The following is a 19,473-nucleotide window of genomic DNA, read 5'->3' as shown; positions in this document are numbered from 1 at the left end:
TCCACATGACCGATGACAAGGAGCGGCTCATGACCGAGGGACCACGCAAGGTGCAGTCAGTGGACCGGGCGTTCGACATCCTCGAAGCCATCGGTGCCCACGGTGGCCAGATGAGCCTCAGCGAACTGGCAGAACAGACTCATCTTCCCGCGCCGACCGCGCACAGGCTGCTGCGCACCATGATTGCCAAGGGCTATGTCCGCCAGCTCGCCGACCGCAGCTACGGTCTGGGAGAGAAGCTCATCGCGCTGGGTCAAGCCGCCAACGAGCGCGCCTGAGCGAGGGTGCAAGATGGCAGTGACGGGTCCACAGCAGCTCGTGCCGCGCCCGGCTGCCCTGGGGCCCGACCCCGAACCCCTGAGGACGGTGACGGTGATCCTCGCCGCAGGGGAGGGAAGCAGGCTCGGTTCTCGAGGTAAGGCACTGGTGAGTGTGCACGGCAGAACGCTGATGCAGCGCGCGGTGCAGGCGGCGACGGATGCAGGAACTGTCCCGCTGCTGGTGCTGGGCCACCGCGCCGAGGAGGCCCTCGCAGTGTTGGACGAAGCGGTAGCGCTGGGCGAAGCGTCTGCCATAGCCCCGGAGGTCGTGGTCTGCCCGAACTGGCATCGAGGGCTCTCGGCGTCCTTCCGCACTGGAATCCAGGCTGCCCGTGACCGCCGGGCTGACCGGGTCGCCGTCGTTCTGGTGGACCAGCCGGGCATCGGGGCGGAGGCGCTGCGCAGGGTCCTCGACGCGCACCGTCCCGGTCGCGTTGCGCGCGGTGTGGTTCAGGGACGCCCCACGCACCCCGTGGTCTTCGAGATCCGCGCCGCTCTCGACGCCGCAGCCGCCGCGCAGCAGGACGAGGGTGCCCGGGCGTATCTGCGCGACCATCCCGAGCTCCTCGACGCCATCGACCTCACCGACTGCGCCGAAGCCGCCGACATCGACACGCCTGAGGACCTGCTGCGGTGGCGCGCCGCTCAGGCTCCAGAGATCTCGGACTGAGAGATCGCCTCGCTGAGGCCGGACTTGCTGAGCTCCGCGTTCCGCAGGGCCGCCGCGATCCGGTCCTTGCGGAAGGGCGTGCGCGTCATGCGGACCCCGGTGGCATCGCGAATCGCATTGCCCAGCGCCGGTGCGACAGGGTTGAACGGTGCCTCGGACATCGACTTGGCACCCAGGGGTCCGATGGGATCGCGGGTCTGGGCGAAATGGACTTCGGTGCGCGGCACGTCTGCCATCTGGGGTATGTGGTAATTGCGCAGGATGTCGGTGGTGACGGCGCCGTCCTGATCGATCTCCAGCTCCTCGAACATCGCCGCGCCCAGCGCCTGGGCGACACCGCCTTCGACCTGTCCGCGGCACTGCGCCTCATTGAGCACCACGCCGGCGTCGGCGGCCTGCACCGACTGCAGGATGCGCAGGGTCCCGCTGCGCCGGTCCACCGCGATCCGGAAACCATGCACGTTGAACGAGACCGAGCGGGGAGTGCCGGACCAGGTGCCCTCGCCGATGAGCCCGGCGGGGTCCGCCTCCGGATTGGCGGAGAGCTTTTTGAGCAGATCTTCCGCGGCGGCATGGGCTGCCTTGACCCCGACCGTGATGCCGGTGGAGCCGAAGGCGCCGGTGTCGAAACGCACGGCGTCCGTGTCGGCCTGGACCAGGTGGATCTTCTCGGCGGTGGTGCCCAGCACCTCGGCCACCACCTGGCGGTGCACGGTGGAGGTGCCGTTGCCGAACTCCGCGGTGCCGACCTTGAGCTGGTAGCGCCCGGACCCGAGCGCGGCGACGGTGGCGTGGGAATGATGCCCGTTGGGTGGCACGGTGTCGATCATCGCCACCGCGGTGCCGGTGCCCACCGCCCAGTCCCCGAGCGAAAGGCCAGCTTTCGCGCCGTCGGGCGCTTCATCGGGACCGTCGCTGGGCGCTGCCTCGAGAGCACCGTGACGCTCCTCCGCAAGCAGACCCTCACACTCTGCCAGCTCCGCAGCACTCAGCTCGCCGGTGCGCAGCTCCTTGCCGATGATCTCCAGGCACTGCTGCAGCCCGTCCACCTCCACGAGCACATCGTCATGTTCTGCGCCGAAGAGGGTCTCACCCTGGGCGATGATGTTCGCCGCCTTGAAGCTCAGCGGATCCCGACCCAGCCGGTGGGCCAGCTCGTCCATCGCCGAATCCACCGCGAAGAGGGTCTGGCTCAGTCCGTAGCCGCGGAAGGCGCCCGCCGGGGGATTGTTGGTGTAGACCACTTCGGCGTGCACCTGCTTATGCGGGGCCGAGTAGAGCTGCATGGACTCGGTCACGCTGTGGAACATCACCCCGGGCCCATGGTTGCCGTAGGCCCCGGTGTCGGAGAGCACCCGCAGCTGCATGGCCTGCAGCGCGCCCTCAGCGTCGGCTCCCACCGAGACGTCGATCAGATAGGGGTGACGCGTGGTGGTCGCTGCGAAGGCCTCCGAACGGGTGAGCTCCAGCTGCACCGGCCGGTCGATTCCGCGCTCATGCAGAGTGCGCAGCACCAGAAGCACCAGATCCTCGGTGAGCACCTCCTGCTTGGAGCCGAAGCCCCCACCCACCCTCGGCGCGAAGACGCGCACCGCCTCCGGCGCGAGACCGAAGATCCGACACAGGGTGCGCCGCACCAGGAAGGGAACCTGCGTGGAGGAACGCAGCGTGAAACGGCCCAGCTCATCGATCCACCCCAGGCAGCCGTGGGTCTCCAGTGCCACATGCGAGGTCCGGTGGGTCTCGAAGCTGCCGGTGTAGGAGGTGCCCGTTTCACCCGTGGACAGTGCCGCGCCTTCAGAGGGCTGGAGCGAGGCGAGCTGTTGCTCGGCCTGGCCGTGGGAGCTGGAGGCGACGGCCACGAGGTTCCTCTTCGGGGCGAGGATCCGGTGCGTGGCGGAGTCCTTTCCCGCGTGGACCGCAGCGGCCCCTGTGTCCTGTGCAGTCCGTGGATCCAGCACTGCGGGAAGCGGTTCGTAGTCCACCTGTACCAGCTTCGCGGCGCGTTCGGCCTGTCGACGAGATTCCCCGACGACGACGGCGACCCGCTGCCCCACGTGGCGGACCACGTCATCGAGCACCCGGGTGTCCGCGGGGTCATCCTCCACCAGTTCGTGCTGAGCGGAGGAGTAGAGCTCAGCGGGGGCGTCCTCGTGGGTGAGCACGGCGATCACTCCGGGCGCGTCCAGGGCTGCCCGGGCATCGATGTTCTGGATCCGGGCGTGGGCATGCGGGGACCGGATCACTACGATGTGCAGAGGATCCTCCGGGGGTCGCTCGCCGGCCTGGTCAAAGGTGAAGGCAGCGGTGCCGGTGACCACGGCGGGTCCGGCGGGTGGTGCCGGGCTCTTTCCGGGGCCTGATTCGGCGCTGACCCGTGGGGTCTGCGTGAGCGCATCCTTGATCGAGCAGTAGCCGGTGCATCGGCAGAGATTGCCCTTGAATCGACGAAGCGTCGCGGGGTCCTCGGCGTCCAGGGTCGTCCCGGTGGCCGTCTCGGTCGATTCATCGGTCTCGCGCTCGGCAGGACCTCCAGGGTTGGTGTCAGCGGGCGAGGGCCCGGGAGAGTACGGGCTCTCCGCGGTGGCGGTCATCAGGTAGCCAGCGGTGCAGTAGCCGCACTGGAAGCCGTGAGAGTCGAGGAAGTCCCGCTGGGTCGGATGCAGGGCGGCCGCGAACGCCTCATGATCATGTGATGCACCGTCTTCCTGCTGGGAGGACAGCACCTGGGCGGTGGCTTCCGGACTCAGCCCCTGCACGGTGGTGACCTCGGTTCCCGCGGCGCGCTGCGCCGGGACGATGCAGCTGTGCACCGCGGTCGGCTTCTGCCCGGGCTGGGCGAGATGCACGGTGCAGGCCCCACAGTCTCCGGCGTCACAACCGCGTTTGACCCCGGCCGCGCCGGTGTCCCGCAGCCAGGTGCGCAGGCACTGCCCGGGATCAGCGTCCAAGGCGAGCTGCCTGCCGTCCACCGTGACCTGGGCTGGCTGGGCTGGCTGCCCGGCCGCAGCATGTGTGCTCAGCAGAGTCGGCTCGGGGAGCTCCGCCTGGGCAGAGGATGCCTCCGCACCCTGTGGCGCGAGTGCAGAGGCGCGCTCCTGGCTGAAGATCGCCTCTGCAAGTTCCTGCGCGAGCCGGATCGTGACCTCGATGCGCCACTCGCGGTCGCCATGGACATCGTCATTCCACGTCGACTCGGGGACCCCGGCGCGCACTGCGGCCGCCACTCCGGTGTCCACCGCAGCATCGCGGGAAAGCTGCAGGATCACTGGATGCACCGTGCTGGCGGTGATGGTGAGACGCACCTGATCGGTGCCGTGGGCCCCACCAGGGAGGGGGGAGGCGAGCAGCAGGGCGGCAGACCGGCCGTAGCGGGTCAGCGATTCCCGCACCATCAGCGTGGGGCGCGCCAGCGCGCTGACGGGCACGAAGAAGGCGCGGATTAATTCGCCGGACTCCAGGGCGGTGGACCCTGTGCCGAGCACCAGATCCGAGACCAACGCGGTACGTCGGGTCCCGCCGGGGGAAAAGATCACAGCCTGAGCCTCCATGGCGGAGAGCCAGGAGGTCATCGGTCCCGCCGGCAGCGCAGTAGCGACATTGCCGCCCACGGTGGAGCTGTTCCACACCTTCCAGGAGGCTACGAAGCACTCTGCGGCAGCCTCCATGAGCTTGATGCCGGGCAGCCCCTCGGCACCGGTCCCGGCCAGAGACGAGGCGGCGGCGTGGAACTGCGCGATGGTCGTGGTGGCGGCGATCTCCAAGCCCGTCCATCCCTGACCGGCGTCCTGCTCGTGCCAGGTCAGGGGTGCCCACCCGGCAGCAGTGATGTCCAGAAGCCTGCGCGGGGCGGGGTTCGTGAAGTCATAGCCATAGGAGTAGAGCACCGTGCCTCCGGCAAGCCTGGAATCCCCGGGCTCGAAATCCTCCGGATCCGCGGTGCTCAGGGTCGTCTCAACACTGGTGATGTCCACGGTTCACACTGCCATTTCTCTGATGATGCTGATGCTGCGCGGCCGAGACGCATTGATCGGTCCTTCGCTGAGGCTCAGCGGCTGTGCACTGGTCTGGGAGTTCTTCGCTGCGAGGAGCTCGGCGAGCATCGAGACTGCCGCTTCTCCGGGCGTCTCGGCGCCCAAGTCCAGTCCCAGCGGGGAGACCACGCGCTCGCGGGCGGCCTCGCTGTGACCCATGGCGCGCAGTGCGGCGTCTCGGCGTGCCGCTGAGGTGCGTGAACCCATGGCCCCGATAAAGCAGCGGGCTGCGTCGTCGTCGGCATCGTTGACCCAGTCCGCCCGGTTCGCCAGACTCAGCGCCGCGTCCAGCACCGGGACGTCGAGATCCGGGTGGTGGGTCATCACGACCACACCGGTCCAGGCCGCGGCCTCGTCCTGCAGCAGCTCGGCGATGATCGTGCCGGGGTGTCCCAGGTGCAGCTGCGCTCCGGTGGGGACGCGCTCGGGCGTGCCGAAGGCGGGGCGGATCTCCACCAGGTGGACGTTCCAGCCGATCTGCAGTGCGAGCTGAGCCAGCTGGGTGGAGAAGTCATGGACTCCGCTGAGAATGAGCCGCGGCGAGCCGGCGCGCTGTTCCCGGATGACCAGACGGGTCCCCGCGTGATCTGTCACCATCCGAGTCAGTTCCGCCGGAACGTGTGGATCCCGCTCCGCGAGCTCACGCAGCGTATCCAGCTCGGCGGTCACCAGGGGCTGGATGAGCACCTCGATCTCGCCGCCGCAGGTCAACGCGATTCCGAGGCCAGCCTGACCGAACGGGGTGCCGTCGGGTCCGAAGGCTTCCCGGCGGACGGTCCCGGCAGCGATCGCGTCCTGGGCGGATGCGGCCACCGAGGACTCCACGCAGCCCCCGGAGAGTGAGCCGATGATCTCCAGGTCGGCAGAGACCGCCATCGAGGTGCCCACCGGGCTGGGCGAGGAGCCATGCACCGAAACGATTGTTGCTATCGCCCAGTGTTCGGGGTCGTCGAGGCAGGAGCTGTAGGAGGTGATGCGGTCGAGCATGGTGCCTCCTCCGGGAGTGCGCGGCGCTGCGGCCATGAGCTGGAATCGTGCTCCAGCTTAGGCAAGCGCGGGTTACAGCGCCGTTACGCGCTCCGGCATTTACATATCCGTAACCGAGCCGAGTGAAGGAAGAAACATCTGTTTCATAGGTTGGGGTCAATCAACTTCAGGAGGACGAATGCCCCCCGCCGCACTGCGCGTCGACACGCTGATCACCAACGCCTATATCGTGCTCGACGTCGCGACTGAGGGACCCGAGGCGCAGCAGGAGGCGCTGGAGGCCGGCCGGGAGATCGACGGCGGGTGGATCGCTCTCGATGCCGGGCGGGTGCACAGTGCTGGGGCGAGGTCGGTGCAGCCTCCGGCGGCCGAGCGAGTGATCGACGCCGGCGGTCGGCTCATCACTCCGGGTCTGGTCAACACGCACCATCACATGTACCAGAACCTCACGAGGGCCTTCGCCCCGGCCATCAATGGGAGCCTCTTCCAATGGCTCACCACCCTCTACCCGCGCTGGGCGGCGCTGGACGAAGAGTCCACCTATCTCTCCACCTATGTGGCCTGCGCGGAGCTGCTGCTGAGTGGCTGCACCACCTCCTCGGACCACATGTATGTGCACCCGAGGCCGAACCTGATCGACGCCCAGATCAAGGCCACCACCGAGATCGGCTTCCGCTTCATGGCCAACCGCGGCTCGATGACCCGCTCCGTGGAGGACGGCGGGCTGCCGCCCAAGGCGGTGGTGCAGGACGAGGAGACCATCCTCGCCGATTCCGAGCGACTGATCTCCACCTTCCATGACCCGACACCTGGCGCGATGACCCGCGTGGCACTGGCGCCGTGTTCCATGTTTTCGGTCAGCGAGTCGATCATGCGCAAGACCGCCGAGCTCGCCGAGAAGCATGACGTCCGGCTGCATACCCACCTCGCTGAAGACAAGGACGAGGACACCTACGCCCTGGAGGTCTACGGGCGGCGCCCCGTGGAGTACTTCGAGGACGTCGGCTGGGCCACGCCCCGGTCCTGGGTCGCGCACTATGTGTACGGCAACGAGGAGGAGAATCGCCGACTTGCGGCCGCAGGCGTCACCGCGACGCAGTGTCCCAGCTCCAACATGATCCTCGCCGGTGACACCGCCGACGCCCAGGCGCTGCGCTCTATGGGCATGGCGGTGGGCCTCGGCTGCGACGGTTCGGCCTCCTCCGACTCGGCGAACCTCTGGATGGAGACCCGCGGAGCGATGCTGCTGGCCCGCTATCGCAACGGACCCTCAGCGATGTCGGCACGTGGGGCGCTGTCCATGGCCACTCGCGGATCCGCGGCGAACCTCGGTTGGGCCGACGAGATCGGCCACCTTCGTCCTGGAGCCTGTGCGGACCTGGTGATCTGGGAATCCGCGCCCCTCTCCCAGGCCGGCGCGCTCACCGATCCCGTCGAAGGCTGGCTGCGCTCGGGCCCTGCCAGCGGCTGGTGCGTCATGGTCGCCGGAAAGTCCCTCGTGGAATCCGGCCAGCTCCAGCTGGGCGCGCTCGACGATGTGCTTCCCCGCCATGCGCGAGCCGCAGCGCAGATGCAGGGAGTCAGCTGAGTCCTCCCGGGCAGAGAGCAGGCCGCCGCAGCGCACAGCCCGCACCAGAACCTAGGACCGCACCACCGATCACTCTTCGCACCGTCCACTGCACCACTGATGAAGGAGCACCACATGAACACCGGAACCCACTCCCGCCGTCGTCGGCTTGCCGCCGTCTCCGCTGTCGGAATCCTCGCACTCACCTCCTGTTCAGGAGGTGACGAGTCCGAAGCGGCTGAAGGTGGCGGGGAGGAGAGCTACGGCGATATCAGCCTGGCGCTGTCATGGATCGAGAATGCCGAGTTCGCCGGAGAGTTCTTCGCCAAGGAGAACGGCTACTACGAGGAGGCCGGATTCGACTCCGTCGAGTTCATTCCGGGTCCCGGCCCCATCGAGAACATGGTGGCCTCCGGGGAGGCAAGCATCGGCACTTCCAACGCCGTGGCAACCGGTCAGGTCATCGCGGAGGAGGATGCACCGTTGAAGATCGTCGGCGCGAAGTACCAGCGCAACCCCTTCACGATTCTTTCCCTGGCAGATGGCGGAGATATCGCCACTCCCGAGGACCTCGTGGGCAAGACCATCGGGGTGCAGGCCGGCGGCAATGAGGCGCTGTTCGAGGCGCTGCTGGAGGCCAACGACATCGATCCCGAAGAGGTGGAGATGGTCCCGGTCGAATACGATCCTGCCCCACTGGTCGACGGTGAGGTCGATGGCTTCTTCGCCTTCGTGACCAATGAGTCGCTCACGGTGGAGCTCATGGGCAATGAGGTCACCAACCTGATGCTCAGCGAGAACGGACTGCCCTTCGTCGCAGAGGCCTTCATCACCACGGAGGAGATGATCGAGGAGGACCCCGAGCTCATCAAGTCCTTCCTCGAAGCCGAGATTCAGGGCTGGAAGGACGCGGTCAGCGACCCTGAAGAGGGAGCGCGACTGGCGGTGGAGCAGTACGGCGAGCACCTCGACCTCGAGATGGAGAAGGAGGTCCGCCAGGCCGAGGTACAGGTGGACCTGGTCGTCACCGATGAGGTGCGGGAGAACGGTCTGTTCACCATTTCGGAGAACCTGCAGAGCGAAAGCGTGGAGAGCCTGGAACGCGCCGGGGTCGACGTCACCGCCGAGGAGCTCTTCGACCTCTCCCTGCTCGAAGAGCTGCTGGAGGAGAATCCCGAACTCGCCGAGATCCCCGACGGAGCGTGAACCGACATCATGATGACTGCAGCTGATCAGCAGGCATCCTTGGCCGGAGGCGTCTCCCACGGCGACGCCTCCGGTGTCGGCGCGGGCGAGCCCCTCGCCGGCACCGGGCTGCGGATCGAAGGACTCACCAAATCGTTCGCACTCGGCGGCGGAGAGACACTCACCGCGCTCGAGGATGTCTCTCTGCATACCGACCGTGGCAGCTTTCTCTCCCTGCTCGGCCCCTCCGGCTGCGGCAAGTCCACAGTGCTGCGCGTACTCGCCGGTCTCGAGGAGCCCACCGCGGGCACTGCGCTGGTGGATGGAAAGACTCCGGCTCAACTGCGCAGCGACAGTGAGCTGGGCATCGCGTTCCAGGACGCAGCCCTGCTGCCCTGGCGCAGCGTGGCGTCGAACATCAGGCTCCCCTTTGAGGTCTCGGGCCAGAAGCCCGACGATGACCTGGTCAGCGAACTGATCCACCTGGTGGGGCTCACCGGGTTCGAGAAGGCCAAGCCGGGACAGCTCTCTGGGGGTATGCGGCAGCGCGTCTCCATCGCCCGAGCGCTGGTCGTCCAGCCTTCGGTGCTCCTTCTCGATGAGCCCTTTGGAGCCCTGGATGATATGACGCGGCAACGTTTGAATGATGAGCTGCTGCGCATCTGGACGCAGAAGCCGGCGACGACGCTCATGGTCACTCACGGAATCTCAGAGGCGATCTACCTCTCGGATGAGGTGGCGGTGATGAGTGCTCGCCCGGGCAGGATCGCTGAGGTCATCGAGGTCGATCTGCCACGTCCGCGTACCCCCGACATGATGCGCAGCCCAGAGTTCCACGCGCTGCATGACCGAGCATCGGAGCTGCTCTTTGGACTCGAGGAGACCGGGAGCCAGACCGGATGAACACGGCGATGACACGAAGCCGCGCAGCGCTCTACAGCGCGGCCGGCCTGGCCGGGATCATCCTGATCTGGTGGGTGGCGGCACTGACTGTGCTCTCCGAAGCGCGCATCCCCTCACCGGCCGGCGTGGTCGGCGCGCTTGCCCGGGACGGCTTCGACTTCTACTGGCAGCACTTCTCGGTGACGATCCAGGAGGCCGCCATCGGCTTCTTCTGGGGGAACCTCGCTGCGATTCTGTTGGCCTCAGTGGTGCTGGTGCTCCCCTGGACGGAGCGACTGGTCACCCAGATCGCGGTGATCAGCTACTGCATCCCTATTGTGGCGGTGGCCCCGGTGCTCTACATCGTCATCGGGGCGCCCTCTCCGGGGGAGCCCTCGGGGACGGCCGTGGCGCTGGCGGTGCTCGCCGTCTTCTTCACCACAGTGGTGGGCACCCTGCTGGGGCTCAAGTCAGCAGACCCGGCGAGCCTCGACGTCGTCACGGTCTATGGCGGCTCCCGACTCACCCAGCTGCGCAAAGTGCGGCTGATCGCCGCGCTGCCCGCGATGCTCAACGCACTGCAGATCGCAGCGCCGGCCGCGCTGCTCGGCGCGATACTCGGCGAGTACGTGGGCGGCGTCCGCGAGGGAGTGGGCCTGGCGCTGATCATCGCGCAGCAGAACCTTGACGTGGAACGGGCGTGGGCCATCGGCCTGATGTGCGCAGTGGTGGCCGGTGGGGCCTATGCAGTCTTCGGGCTCATCGGAAGAGTGGCGGCACCATGGTCGAAGGGGGCATCCGTATGACCGCGGCAACGCAGACCCAGGCCTCCCGGGCCGCCGGGGTGCAGTCCTCCCGTGCGGGCCGCTTCGGAGTCCTGACCCGCACGGTGCTGACCACGCTGGCGAACACGGCCATCATGCTCACCGTCATCCTGGTGCTCTGGCTCGGGCTGCTCAGTGTCTTCGACGTCTCGGATTTCGTCGGCAAGGGTCCGTTGGATGTCTATGAACATCTCTTTGCGGAGGAGGAATCGGCCGCTACCCGTGCTGAGATCTGGGGGCTCACCCTGGCCACGATGCGTGATGCGGCCATCGGGTTCATCGCCGGGATGATTGCGGCGGCGGTGGTCGCGGTGGGGATCGTGATGAGTCGCATCGTGGAGTCGGCAGTGATGCCGATGGCCATGATCGTGCGGTCGGTGCCGCTCATCGCGCTGGCTCCGCTGATCATCCTGGCGCTGGGACGCGGCACCGCGGTGGTCGCAGCCATGGGCGGAATCGTGGTGCTCTTCCCTGCCCTGGTCACCATCGTCTTCGGCCTGCGCTCAGCCACCCCGCAGATCCGGGACGTAGTCCATGTCTACGGAGGCTCCACCTGGGACGTGCTGCGCAAGGTCGCAGTGCCTTCGGCTCTTCCCGCCTTCTTCTCCGCCGTGCGCATCTCGGTGCCTGGAGCATTCACCGGAGCGCTGCTGGCCGAGTGGCTGGCCACCGGGGAGGGGATCGGATACGCGGTCGTCTCGGCTGTCAGCCGGTCTCAGAACACTCAGGTGTGGGCGCTGGTCGTGGTGATCACACTGGTCTCGCTGGTGCTGTACATGGTGGCGCAGCTGGTGGAGAACCTCGTGCTGGCGCGCTATGACATGGCCAAGGAGGCCTGAGCGGCTCGGCGGTTCACAGGATGAGCCCGGCGAGTGCGAGGCCGCCAGCGGCGGCCGTCACGGTCAGCACGGCAGTGCCGAGTACGTTGAGCAGCGCCTTGAGGTGGTCTCCGCCTTGGACGAAGCGCACGGTCTCCACCATGGCCGTAGAGAAGGTGGTGTACCCGCCGCAGAAGCCCAGGGTGGCCGCGCTGAACAGCGGTGTGTCCCCGAGGGCGACGAGGGCGATCAGCCCAGGGTGGACGTGGGGTGCCCGGGTCATGGCTGAGGTCAGATCAGTGCTCATCACTGTCACCTTCTGTCCTGGACTGCCCGGAGGCGAGCCCGTTGCGGAAAGGCTCGGCCTAAGGGCCCCACGGGTGACCGTCGAGCAGAAACACGGCAGCAACCAGCCTCACTGAGGAGACCAGGGACCGTTGACGGCACCGTTGCCGTGGTTCAAGGCGAGCCCCACCGCCGTGTTGGCCACTACTATAAGCCCTTCACCCGGCGGGCTGAGGCAACGCTGCACGCACGGGGAGATCCTGGCCCTCGAGGATGACCTGTGCCGCCTGTGCGCGGGAGATGTCCAGGACAACGGGCGCCAGCAGATTGACGTGGGGCGCGCCGTCGGAGGTGTTGACGATGACCAGCACGCGAACGTCCTCCGACCGGGGGTTTCCCAGCGCGCTGAGCTGGCCCTGCGTGCGGGGGGAGTAGTCGGGCAGGTGCACGGCAGGGTCCAGCAGGAAGAGTCTGACCTCGGGGAGCTCGGTGGCATCCAGGGAGTACAGCCCGGTCGAGCCGTCCACCTCGGCAAGCGTGAAGTCCTTCAGGGGTTCCAGCCCGGGGAGTGAGGCGGGGAAATGGATACTCGTCATCGCAGCCGGGCCGTCCTCATCGCAGGTAGTCCATCAGGGAGGGCTGGATGACCTTGGCCGAAGCGGACAGCGCCGCACGGTAGGCCAGTTCCTGAGTCTGCAGCTCCAGGGCGACGGCGGCAAGGTCGGCGTCTTCGAGGCCGGAGCGTCGAGCCTCCAGGGCCACCTTCTGGCCCGCCAGTGCGTTCTCGGCTGTCAGTACGGAGGCATGGGTGGCGCCGATGGTGGCCTGGGCAGCGAGCACGCTGTTGAGCTTCTCATCGACCTCGGCCAGCCGCGCGGACACCGGATCACCGGCACGGAGATCCTCGGCGAGCCCCTTCACCAGGGCGAAGACGCTGCTGGCCCCTTGGCCGAAGGCCGCCGCGCCGTCGGCGTCCACTCGCACGGTGGTGTTCTCACCTATGCGGCGCGTCACGGAGGAGTTGGGCATCCCGTTGAAGCTCCCGTCCGCCTCGAAGGCGGAGGCCGCGTCCGAGGTGCCGGCGAACACGCTGCGCCCCATGTACTGGGAGTTCGCCGCGTTGAGCAGCTCGCCGTGAAGATTGTCCAGCTGCACGGCGAGAGCCTCTCGGGCTGCCGGTGGCAGGACGCCCTGATTCGCGCCGGACATCACCACGTCCCGGACCTGGTGGAGCAGGTTTGTGGCAGTGCTCAGCGCGGTGTCGGCGGTGGTCAGCCAGCCGCTGGCGTTGTCCACATTCCGGCTGTGCTGTTCTGCCGCCCGCTGTGCACCCCGCACCGCCATGGCCTCCGCAGCGGCGCCCGGATCGTCACTGGGACGGGAGATCTCCTTGAGCGTGGAGGCCTTGTCCTGGGTGGATGCCAGGCGCTGCATCGCAGCCTGGAGGTTCCGCTGCGCGGCGGCAACGGTGGAGCCGTGGGTCACTCGAGTGATGGACATAGTTTCAGCCTCTCTAGCGTCCGACCACGCCGGTGCGGTTGATCAGGGTGTCGAGCATCTCGTCGACGGCGGTCAGGACGCGTGCGGCGCCCTGGTACGCGTGCTGATGGGTCACCAGTGCGAGGTTTTCTTCATCGAGGGAGACTCCCGCCTGAGACTGCTGCTGCTCCAGTGCTGAGACCAGCGCCATGGAAGCGTTGACCGCGGACTGCGCGCCGTTCTGGACCGTGGTGCCGGTGGAGATGACCAGCCGGGACCACAGCGCGTCGGGCCCATCGCCGAGTTCCGCGAGGGCCGCCATCTTCGCGGCATTGGAACCGTCGAGGGCACCGCCGCCCGGGGTTGCGGCCGCAAGGTCCGCTGCTCCTGCGGCCAGAACCCGCAGGCTGGCGGCCGGTCGCGTGGGATCGATCGCGAAGAAGGCGCCGCCGGGGGTGCCGGCCGTGGTGAGGCCTTCTGCCTGGACCGCATTGACCCTGGCGGCGAGATCTGTGGCGATGCCGTCGAGCGCCCGCAGTGTGACGGCGATCGGGCCGCCCGTGCCGTCAGTCTCGGCGGCAGCGAGCATGGTGAGACGTCCGGACAGGACACCGGACTGAACATTGACCGTGCTGGCCGGATCGCCCGCCGCACGGTGGGTCCATCCGAGGGTGGGAGCCTCACCATCCTGAGGGCGCGCGCCACCGGTGAGCTCCATCGCCCGGGCGCTGGTTCCCGCCACGAGCGGGGTCCCGCCCACCAGCACATCCGAGGTGCCGTCGGGCTGCTGGCGCACCGTGGCGCCGGTGAGTTCGGCGAGTCTCGTGGTGAGCTGGGCACGCTCATCCATCAGGGAGTTGGCGTTGCCGCCGGTCGCAGCGGTGGAGCGGATCTGACCGTTCAGTGCTGCCACACGCTCGGCAGTGGCGTTGACTTCTGCCACCTCGGCGCTGAGCCCCCGGTGCTGCGCGGTCCATTGCTGGGTCAGTTCGCCGTGCAGCTGTCCCAGGTGGTCCGCCACCGCAGCGCCGCGCGCGATCACGACGGCGGCGGGCGCCTGCTTGCCCGGCTGATTCGCGACGTCATCCCAGCCGGCCCAGAAGTCGCTCAACCGCGCGGAGAGGCCATCGGTACCTGGTTCGCGGAAGCTGGATTCCAGGGTCTCTAACCCTGCTGCCACGGTTTCGGCCTGGCCGCCGATTCCCGCCGTGCCGCGGACCCGCGCGTCGAGCTGTGCATCCGCCAGCCGGGCAATCCCGGTCACGGTCACACCCTGCCCGGGCAGGGTCGGACCGGCGAGCCGACCGATGGAGGAGCTCGCCGTCACGGAGGAGGTCTCGACGCGCTGGCGGGTGTAGCCGTCCACGCCGACGTGGGCGATGTTGGCCCCGGCCGTCTCCATGGAGCGTCGGGCGGCGGTCATCCCCGTCCATGCGGTGTTCAATCCGCTGAATGTACTCACGCGGTGTCCTTAGTCTTGAAGTGTCTCTGCCGTGTTTCGACGTTGCTCACAGGCTCGTGTCGAGCAGGCGGGGTCCCTTGTCGCCGTCGGGTCCTGAGGGTTCCGGGTCCAGCGCGGCGAGGGATTCCTGCGCCGCGCGCTGGGCCGAGCGCAGGTAGGTGGAGTTGGTGTCGCGCAGCGCAGTGATGCTCGAGGCAGAGGCGCGCAGCGCCTGCAGGTGCTGAGTCAGCACCTCGCGCCATGCCGGATCGTTGACCGCCGCGGACAGCTGGGCAAGCGTCACGTCATCGGGCAGACCCAGCTCAGCGGCCACCCAGGAGGAGGCGACGGCGCGGCTCAGCGAGGCCTCACGCAGCTTCTCCAGAACTGTCTCGATCTCGCGTGCGGCATGGCCCACCCACTGGGACTTGCCGGAGATGAGAAGGAGCTGCTGCTCCTCGAGCTTGAACTGGAGGAGGTCGAGCAGCTCGCGTTCACGCCACAGTCGCGTGGAGAGTGCATTGACAGACATGTCGGGTCCCCCGATTTCCATTTATGACGGGTGACCGACGATGCCGTCGGGCCGGGTGCTCGGCAGCCCGTCACCAGAGTCTATCGGCGGTGGATCCGCGGTGGTTAGCCCCGGAGTGAAGTATCTTCGCGTACTTCCTCAACACTGTTTCCATACAGGTCATGTTCAGGTCATGGACTGGTAACGATCAGTCAGCTACTATTCGTTATCAGGAGAAACTAAGGTTTTGATCATGGAGCATCCAGAAGGACGTTTCATCGCAAGTTTCTTCACCGCATGGGGGTGCGGTTCTAGCAGGAATTGTGGGGGACGTCTGCAGTGGATCGTAGCGCGCGCAACGCACTTGTCGTGGAGAACTTGCCGCTGGTCGGCTATCTGGTCTCCGACATGTGTGCAAAGGCCACTCATCTCTCGCGTGAGGATCTCACCTCAGTGGGGTCAATCGCTCTTATCACTGCCGCTGATGCCTTTGATCCAGCTCTCGGAGTGCCTTTCGGGGCCTATGCCCGCCGTCGCATCGTCGGGGCCTTCGCTGATGACATGCGGTCAGCAGACTGGGCAGGCCGCGGGTCACGGAAGAAGATCCGCGAACTCAAGACCGTGGAAGAGACCCTCACTGCAGCACTTGGCCGCGCGCCGAGCGTGACCGAGCTTGCGGCGGCCCTGGGCGTGGAGGAGAAGGCCGTCGCCGCCACGCAGCAGGACGCTTCGCGCAGCGTGGTGGCGCTGGAGACGGACATGTCGGACTACCTGGTGACCGAGGGTCGAACCCCTGAGCAGGAGCTCGTGGAGGCCGAGCAGACCGCGATGCTTCGCGCAGCAGTCGAGACGCTGCCTGAGCGGATGCGGCTCATCGTCTCCCAGCTCTTTTTCGAGGGAGCCACGGTCAAGGACATCGCGGCGGACCTGGGGATCACCCATTCCGCGGTCTCCCAGCAGCGCTCCGAGGCGATGAAGCTGCTCCGTGACGGCCTGCAGACCCATTACAGCGCAGCTGAAGTGCCCGTGTCTTCGCCCAAGACCAGCTCGCGTCGCCGGGATCAGTACCTGCACGAGTTGGGGGAGCGGACCCTCGGCGGGATCCTGCAGCGTGCCCGTGAGCTGCAGCCGGCTCCGCTCGCCGAGGCCTGATCCTCGGCCCTAGATTGGTCCTCCGGCGTGACAGGCAGAGATTTTTGATCGTGCACTAACGGCATCTTCGAAGCGTGCCGATAAGGGTGTGTGGAGTCCATGGATGGACCCACCACAGATACACACCCACTTTCATGGAGGAATCACCATGGGTATGCAGATCAACACCAACGTTGCGGCGCTGAACGCTCACCGCAACCTCTCCAACACTCAGAACGATCTCTCCAAGTCCCTGGAGAAGCTCTCCTCGGGCCTGCGGATCAACCGTGCCGCCGACGACGCCGCCGGCCTGGCCATCTCGGAAGGCCTGCGCTCCCAGGTCAACGGTCTGGGCGTGGCAGCTCGCAACGCTCAGGACGGCATCTCGGTCATCCAGACCGCTGAAGGCGCCCTGACCGAGGTCCACTCCATCCTGCAGCGCGTGCGTGATCTCGCGGTGCAGGCAGGTAACGACTCGAACAACGTCGACTCCCGCACTGCGATTTCAACTGAGATCACAGCGCTTACAGAGGAGCTGACTCGTATCGGGGCGACCACGAACTTCAACGGCATCGATCTGCTCAACACTGGGGATGCCCTTACCTTCCAGGTCGGAGCTGGCAGTGACGCGGCGGCCGATCAGATCTCATTGAACCGCTTCGATCTGAGCACCGTCGTCACGGCACTGGAAGGGATTAACGTTGAAGACGCCGCCGGCGCGCTGGGCGCCATCGGCATCGTCGACACTGAGATCCAGAACGTCTCCAGCGCGCGTTCGGACCTCGGTGCCGTGCAGAACCGTTTCGAGTCTGCGATCAACTCACTCAACGTGTCCCGGGAGAACCTCTCGGCTGCGGAGTCCCGCATCCGCGACGTGGACATGGCGGCAGAGATGGTCAACTTCACCCGCTCGAACATCCTGTCCCAGGCGGGCACCGCCATGCTGGCGCAGGCCAACCAGTCGAACCAGGGCGTCCTGCAGCTCCTCGGCTGATCGAGTTCAGCTCGCTGATGGTCTTGTGCTCAGCAGCGAGCTGAAGAGCAGGTCACAGTGGTCCGGCCGCGTCGGGACAGCATAGTTCCGGCGCGGCCGCACCGCCGTCTGAATCTCAGCACCAATCTTCAGCGTGGGCTTCGCGCTCCACGTCACCCCCACAGCACCCCCCCCCACCAGCAGGGAGACCACCAGTGTCCATCGCGCTTCCCGGACTTGCCAGCGGTCTGGACTCTGCCGCGCTGATCGAGAGTCTCATGCAGGTCGAGGCCGTCCCGCAGCAGCTGCTCCAACGCCAGGCCGCCAAGACCAACACTTTCGTCGCCGCCCTGCAGGGTCTCAACACACGGGTGGCCGCCACGGCCGAAAGCTCGGCAGAGATCGCGAAGCCTGGCGCGCTGCGGGCGTTCACCGCACAGTCCAGCAGCGACTCGGTCACTGTCACCACGACTTCCGCAGCCGCCGCTGGAAGCCTCGACTTCACCGTGGAGAGCACCGCGGCGCGCCATACACTCGTCACCGATGCGGTCGAGGAATGGGACACCACGGCATTCAGCATCACCTCCAGCGACGGCACCACCACGGCGATCACTGCTGACTCCACCAGCCTCGATGACGTGGTCAAGGCCATCAATGCCTCCGAGGCGGGCGTCTCCGCCGTAAAGATCCCGGTGGGAGATGGTACCCACCGGCTGCAGCTATCCGCCGCCTCCACCGGAGCCGATGGAGCGTTCACCGTGGGTGGCAGCGCGCTGGGCAGCACCGTCACCAGCGCGGGAGCCGATGCCGCCATCACGCTCTGGGCCGGTACCGCCGCCGAACAGCGCGTCACCTCCGCGACCAACACCTTCGAAGGCCTGATGCCCGGGGTCGATGTCCAGGTCTCCGCCGTCAGCGCCGCGCCCGTCACGCTGACCGTGGAGCGCGACGCCGAAGCCTCCACCAAGACCGCCGAATCCCTGGTGGCCTCGGTGAACTCCGTGCTCAGCTACATCCGCACCAACTCCAAGGTCTCCACCACCGGCGACGGCGGCACCTCGGCAGGTGTGCTCACCGGAGACAGCGCGGTCCGCAGTGCCCAGCAACGGATGAGCGACGCCGTCATCCGCCCCGTGGACGGCCGCTCGCCCTCTGAGATCGGGATCTCAGTGACCCGCGACGGTGAACTCACCTTTGACCAGGAGAAGTTCGCCGCGGCGCTGGCTGCCGACCCCGCAGGCGTCGAGGCCACGGTGGCTCAGCTCGCCAGCCGGATCAACGGCGTGGCGTCGGAGCTCTCCGACCGTTATGACGGTCAGATCACGCAGCGCATCACGGGCCAGGAAGGCCTGGCCAACAGGCTCACCGACCAGGTGGAGCAGTGGGATGACCGGCTTGCCAACCGGCGCGCCACGCTCGAGCGCACCTACGCCGCCCTGGAGGTGCAGATGCAGAGCCTCAACTCTCAGATGGATTATCTGAGTTCGCAGCTCGCTTCTCTGCCACAGGCCTCCTCCTCCCGAAACAACTCCTGATCAGGACGTGATTGCCGTGATGTATGAGAACCTCCACCGGGCCCGCAGCCAGTTCAACCGCGAAGCCATCCTCTCCGCGTCCCCGGCCAAGCTGCTCACCATGCTCTATGACCGACTGATGCTGGATCTGAACCGTGCCGAGGCGGCACAGCAGCAGCAGAATTGGCAGGAGGCCTCCGCCCAGCTCGTCCACGCCCAGGCGATAATCGCCGAGCTTTCCTCCTCGCTGGACACCACGGTCTGGGACGGCGGCAGGGAGCTTCAGGCGCTCTACGCGTTCGCCACGGCGGAGCTCATCGCCGCGAACACTCGGCGTGACTCGGCCAAGACCCGAAGCATCATCGAGATCTTCGAGCCGCTGCGCGCCACCTGGCATGAGGCCGCAGAGGCTTCGCTGGCCGCCTCGCCCGCCGCGCAGCCTCGCGGAGTCCTTGGGGTCGGATAGCGCGGTGGTGGATAGTCCCATGTCGGATAGGCCCCTGCCGGACAACCCCAGGTCGGACAGTGCCGCGTCGGACAGTGCGGGGCCTGGTGAATCTGGGCAGAATCTCCTGAACTGGGAGCTCTACCTGACCAGGCTCGAGTCTTGGGCCGCGCAGGCAGGCCATCCCGTCGCCCCTTCCCAGGACGGTGAAGACCCGCGTCAGCCCCATGAACTGCATTCCCCGGAACCACCTCTCGCCGGCCCCCTTCCTGGGGAGCTCCAGGAACGTGCTCGCGGCGTGTTGGATGCGCTGGCCCAGGCAAACGAGCGGGCGCGGGCGGCGAGGCTCGACGTCGGACGCCAGCTCAGCGCCCTCCGGCAGGTTCCACCGCGTGACTCAGGCGAAG

18 protein-coding genes are annotated in these 19,473 nt (G+C 67.2%); 11 read left to right on the top strand and 7 right to left on the bottom strand.

All coding sequences use genetic code 11. The features are described 5' to 3' along the window. Window positions 1-29: 29 nt before the first annotated feature. Both IY716_RS05905 and IY716_RS05900 read left to right on the top strand, forming a co-directional pair. A complete protein-coding gene (locus IY716_RS05905; RefSeq protein ID WP_218220632.1) occupies window positions 30-278 on the top strand; it encodes a helix-turn-helix domain-containing protein in 249 nt (82 codons plus the stop codon). A 13-nt stretch (window positions 279-291) separates the two neighbouring features. Further along, a complete protein-coding gene (locus tag IY716_RS05900; protein ID WP_218220631.1) occupies window positions 292-990 on the top strand; it encodes an NTP transferase domain-containing protein in 699 nt (232 codons plus the stop codon). On the opposite strand, the gene IY716_RS05895 is transcribed toward IY716_RS05900, so the two are convergent. Continuing rightward, complete coding sequence (locus IY716_RS05895; RefSeq protein ID WP_218220630.1) at window positions 966-4,964, bottom strand: molybdopterin cofactor-binding domain-containing protein; 3,999 nt, start codon at window positions 4,962-4,964, stop codon at window positions 966-968. The genes IY716_RS05900 and IY716_RS05895 overlap by 25 nt on opposite strands. Before the next feature lie 3 nt (window positions 4,965-4,967). Continuing rightward, window positions 4,968-6,011 carry an XdhC family protein gene (locus IY716_RS05890; protein WP_218220629.1) on the bottom strand — a complete coding sequence of 348 codons (1,044 nt, stop codon included), beginning with the start codon at window positions 6,009-6,011 and terminating at the stop codon, window positions 4,968-4,970. 178 nt (window positions 6,012-6,189) lie between these two features. Between IY716_RS05890 and IY716_RS05885 the strand changes: the two genes are divergently transcribed. The 5 genes from IY716_RS05885 (at window position 6,190) to IY716_RS05865 (ending at window position 11,308) form a co-directional block, all read left to right on the top strand. After that, entirely contained in the window at window positions 6,190-7,599 is a 1,410-nt protein-coding gene (locus IY716_RS05885) for an amidohydrolase family protein (protein ID WP_218220628.1), read from the top strand. 114 nt (window positions 7,600-7,713) lie between these two features. Beyond that, window positions 7,714-8,784: an ABC transporter substrate-binding protein gene (locus IY716_RS05880; protein WP_218220627.1), complete on the top strand. Its 1,071-nt coding sequence runs from the start codon at window positions 7,714-7,716 to the stop codon at window positions 8,782-8,784. Between the two features lie 9 nt (window positions 8,785-8,793). Further along, on the top strand, window positions 8,794-9,666 hold the full coding sequence (locus tag IY716_RS05875) for an ABC transporter ATP-binding protein (protein WP_255316442.1): 873 nt from the start codon (window positions 8,794-8,796) through the stop codon (window positions 9,664-9,666). A gap of 8 nt (window positions 9,667-9,674) precedes the next feature. Next, entirely contained in the window at window positions 9,675-10,451 is a 777-nt protein-coding gene (locus IY716_RS05870) for an ABC transporter permease (RefSeq protein ID WP_218220626.1), read from the top strand. Continuing rightward, window positions 10,448-11,308, top strand: a complete 861-nt coding sequence (locus tag IY716_RS05865) for an ABC transporter permease (RefSeq protein ID WP_218220625.1) — start codon at window positions 10,448-10,450, stop codon at window positions 11,306-11,308. Before IY716_RS05870 ends, IY716_RS05865 begins: the two co-directional genes overlap by 4 nt. Window positions 11,309-11,321: 13 nt before the next feature. On the opposite strand, the gene IY716_RS05860 is transcribed toward IY716_RS05865, so the two are convergent. The 5 genes from IY716_RS05860 to IY716_RS05840 all read right to left on the bottom strand — a co-directional run bounded on the left by IY716_RS05860 (window position 11,322) and on the right by IY716_RS05840 (window position 15,024). After that, window positions 11,322-11,594 carry a CrcB family protein gene (locus tag IY716_RS05860; protein ID WP_218220624.1) on the bottom strand — a complete coding sequence of 91 codons (273 nt, stop codon included), beginning with the start codon at window positions 11,592-11,594 and terminating at the stop codon, window positions 11,322-11,324. Between the two features lie 196 nt (window positions 11,595-11,790). Further along, window positions 11,791-12,168: a flagellar assembly protein FliW gene (gene fliW / locus IY716_RS05855; protein WP_218220623.1), complete on the bottom strand. Its 378-nt coding sequence runs from the start codon at window positions 12,166-12,168 to the stop codon at window positions 11,791-11,793. A 16-nt stretch (window positions 12,169-12,184) separates the two neighbouring features. Beyond that, window positions 12,185-13,072, bottom strand: coding sequence for a flagellin (locus IY716_RS05850; protein WP_218220622.1), 888 nt, complete (start codon window positions 13,070-13,072; stop codon window positions 12,185-12,187). 13 nt (window positions 13,073-13,085) lie between these two features. Beyond that, window positions 13,086-14,513 (bottom strand): flagellar hook-associated protein FlgK, encoded by a 1,428-nt coding sequence (gene flgK / locus IY716_RS05845; protein ID WP_218220621.1) that lies wholly within the window; start codon window positions 14,511-14,513, stop codon window positions 13,086-13,088. Window positions 14,514-14,559: 46 nt separating this feature from the next. Beyond that, window positions 14,560-15,024 carry a flagellar protein FlgN gene (locus tag IY716_RS05840; RefSeq protein ID WP_218220620.1) on the bottom strand — a complete coding sequence of 155 codons (465 nt, stop codon included), beginning with the start codon at window positions 15,022-15,024 and terminating at the stop codon, window positions 14,560-14,562. A gap of 318 nt (window positions 15,025-15,342) precedes the next feature. Between IY716_RS05840 and IY716_RS05835 the strand changes: the two genes are divergently transcribed. The 4 genes from IY716_RS05835 to fliS all read left to right on the top strand — a co-directional run bounded on the left by IY716_RS05835 (window position 15,343) and on the right by fliS (window position 19,087). Then, on the top strand, window positions 15,343-16,155 hold the full coding sequence (locus tag IY716_RS05835) for a sigma-70 family RNA polymerase sigma factor (RefSeq protein WP_218220619.1): 813 nt from the start codon (window positions 15,343-15,345) through the stop codon (window positions 16,153-16,155). 148 nt (window positions 16,156-16,303) lie between these two features. Further along, window positions 16,304-17,128 (top strand): flagellin, encoded by an 825-nt coding sequence (locus IY716_RS05830; RefSeq protein WP_218220618.1) that lies wholly within the window; start codon window positions 16,304-16,306, stop codon window positions 17,126-17,128. Between the two features lie 194 nt (window positions 17,129-17,322). Then, the gene (gene fliD / locus IY716_RS05825) at window positions 17,323-18,642 is read left to right on the top strand and encodes a flagellar filament capping protein FliD (RefSeq protein WP_218220617.1); all 1,320 of its coding nucleotides are present in this window, start codon (window positions 17,323-17,325) and stop codon (window positions 18,640-18,642) included. Window positions 18,643-18,661: 19 nt separating this feature from the next. Continuing rightward, window positions 18,662-19,087: a flagellar export chaperone FliS gene (fliS, locus tag IY716_RS05820; RefSeq protein ID WP_218220616.1), complete on the top strand. Its 426-nt coding sequence runs from the start codon at window positions 18,662-18,664 to the stop codon at window positions 19,085-19,087. Window positions 19,088-19,473 lie beyond the last annotated feature (386 nt).

Source organism: Nesterenkonia sp. Act20 (assembly GCF_019173455.1).
Taxonomy (GTDB): domain Bacteria; phylum Actinomycetota; class Actinomycetes; order Actinomycetales; family Micrococcaceae; genus Nesterenkonia.
Note: the sequence above shows the minus strand (reverse complement) of the source record. Positions and strands in the feature narration are given on the sequence as shown.

What these genes read in the sequence shown, in the direction of transcription:
- IY716_RS05905 (WP_218220632.1), top strand. Translation starts at nt 30, where the DNA reads ATGACCGAGGGACCACGCAAGGTGCAGTCAGTGGACCGGGCGTTCGAC.
- IY716_RS05900 (WP_218220631.1), top strand. Translation starts at nt 292, where the DNA reads ATGGCAGTGACGGGTCCACAGCAGCTCGTGCCGCGCCCGGCTGCCCTG.
- IY716_RS05890 (WP_218220629.1), bottom strand. Translation starts at nt 6,011, where the DNA reads ATGCTCGACCGCATCACCTCCTACAGCTCCTGCCTCGACGACCCCGAA.
- IY716_RS05885 (WP_218220628.1), top strand. Translation starts at nt 6,190, where the DNA reads ATGCCCCCCGCCGCACTGCGCGTCGACACGCTGATCACCAACGCCTAT.
- IY716_RS05880 (WP_218220627.1), top strand. Translation starts at nt 7,714, where the DNA reads ATGAACACCGGAACCCACTCCCGCCGTCGTCGGCTTGCCGCCGTCTCC.
- IY716_RS05875 (WP_255316442.1), top strand. Translation starts at nt 8,794, where the DNA reads ATGATGACTGCAGCTGATCAGCAGGCATCCTTGGCCGGAGGCGTCTCC.
- IY716_RS05870 (WP_218220626.1), top strand. Translation starts at nt 9,675, where the DNA reads ATGACACGAAGCCGCGCAGCGCTCTACAGCGCGGCCGGCCTGGCCGGG.
- IY716_RS05865 (WP_218220625.1), top strand. Translation starts at nt 10,448, where the DNA reads ATGACCGCGGCAACGCAGACCCAGGCCTCCCGGGCCGCCGGGGTGCAG.
- IY716_RS05860 (WP_218220624.1), bottom strand. Translation starts at nt 11,594, where the DNA reads ATGAGCACTGATCTGACCTCAGCCATGACCCGGGCACCCCACGTCCAC.
- fliW (WP_218220623.1), bottom strand. Translation starts at nt 12,168, where the DNA reads ATGACGAGTATCCATTTCCCCGCCTCACTCCCCGGGCTGGAACCCCTG.
- IY716_RS05850 (WP_218220622.1), bottom strand. Translation starts at nt 13,072, where the DNA reads ATGTCCATCACTCGAGTGACCCACGGCTCCACCGTTGCCGCCGCGCAG.
- IY716_RS05840 (WP_218220620.1), bottom strand. Translation starts at nt 15,024, where the DNA reads ATGTCTGTCAATGCACTCTCCACGCGACTGTGGCGTGAACGCGAGCTG.
- IY716_RS05830 (WP_218220618.1), top strand. Translation starts at nt 16,304, where the DNA reads ATGGGTATGCAGATCAACACCAACGTTGCGGCGCTGAACGCTCACCGC.
- fliS (WP_218220616.1), top strand. Translation starts at nt 18,662, where the DNA reads ATGTATGAGAACCTCCACCGGGCCCGCAGCCAGTTCAACCGCGAAGCC.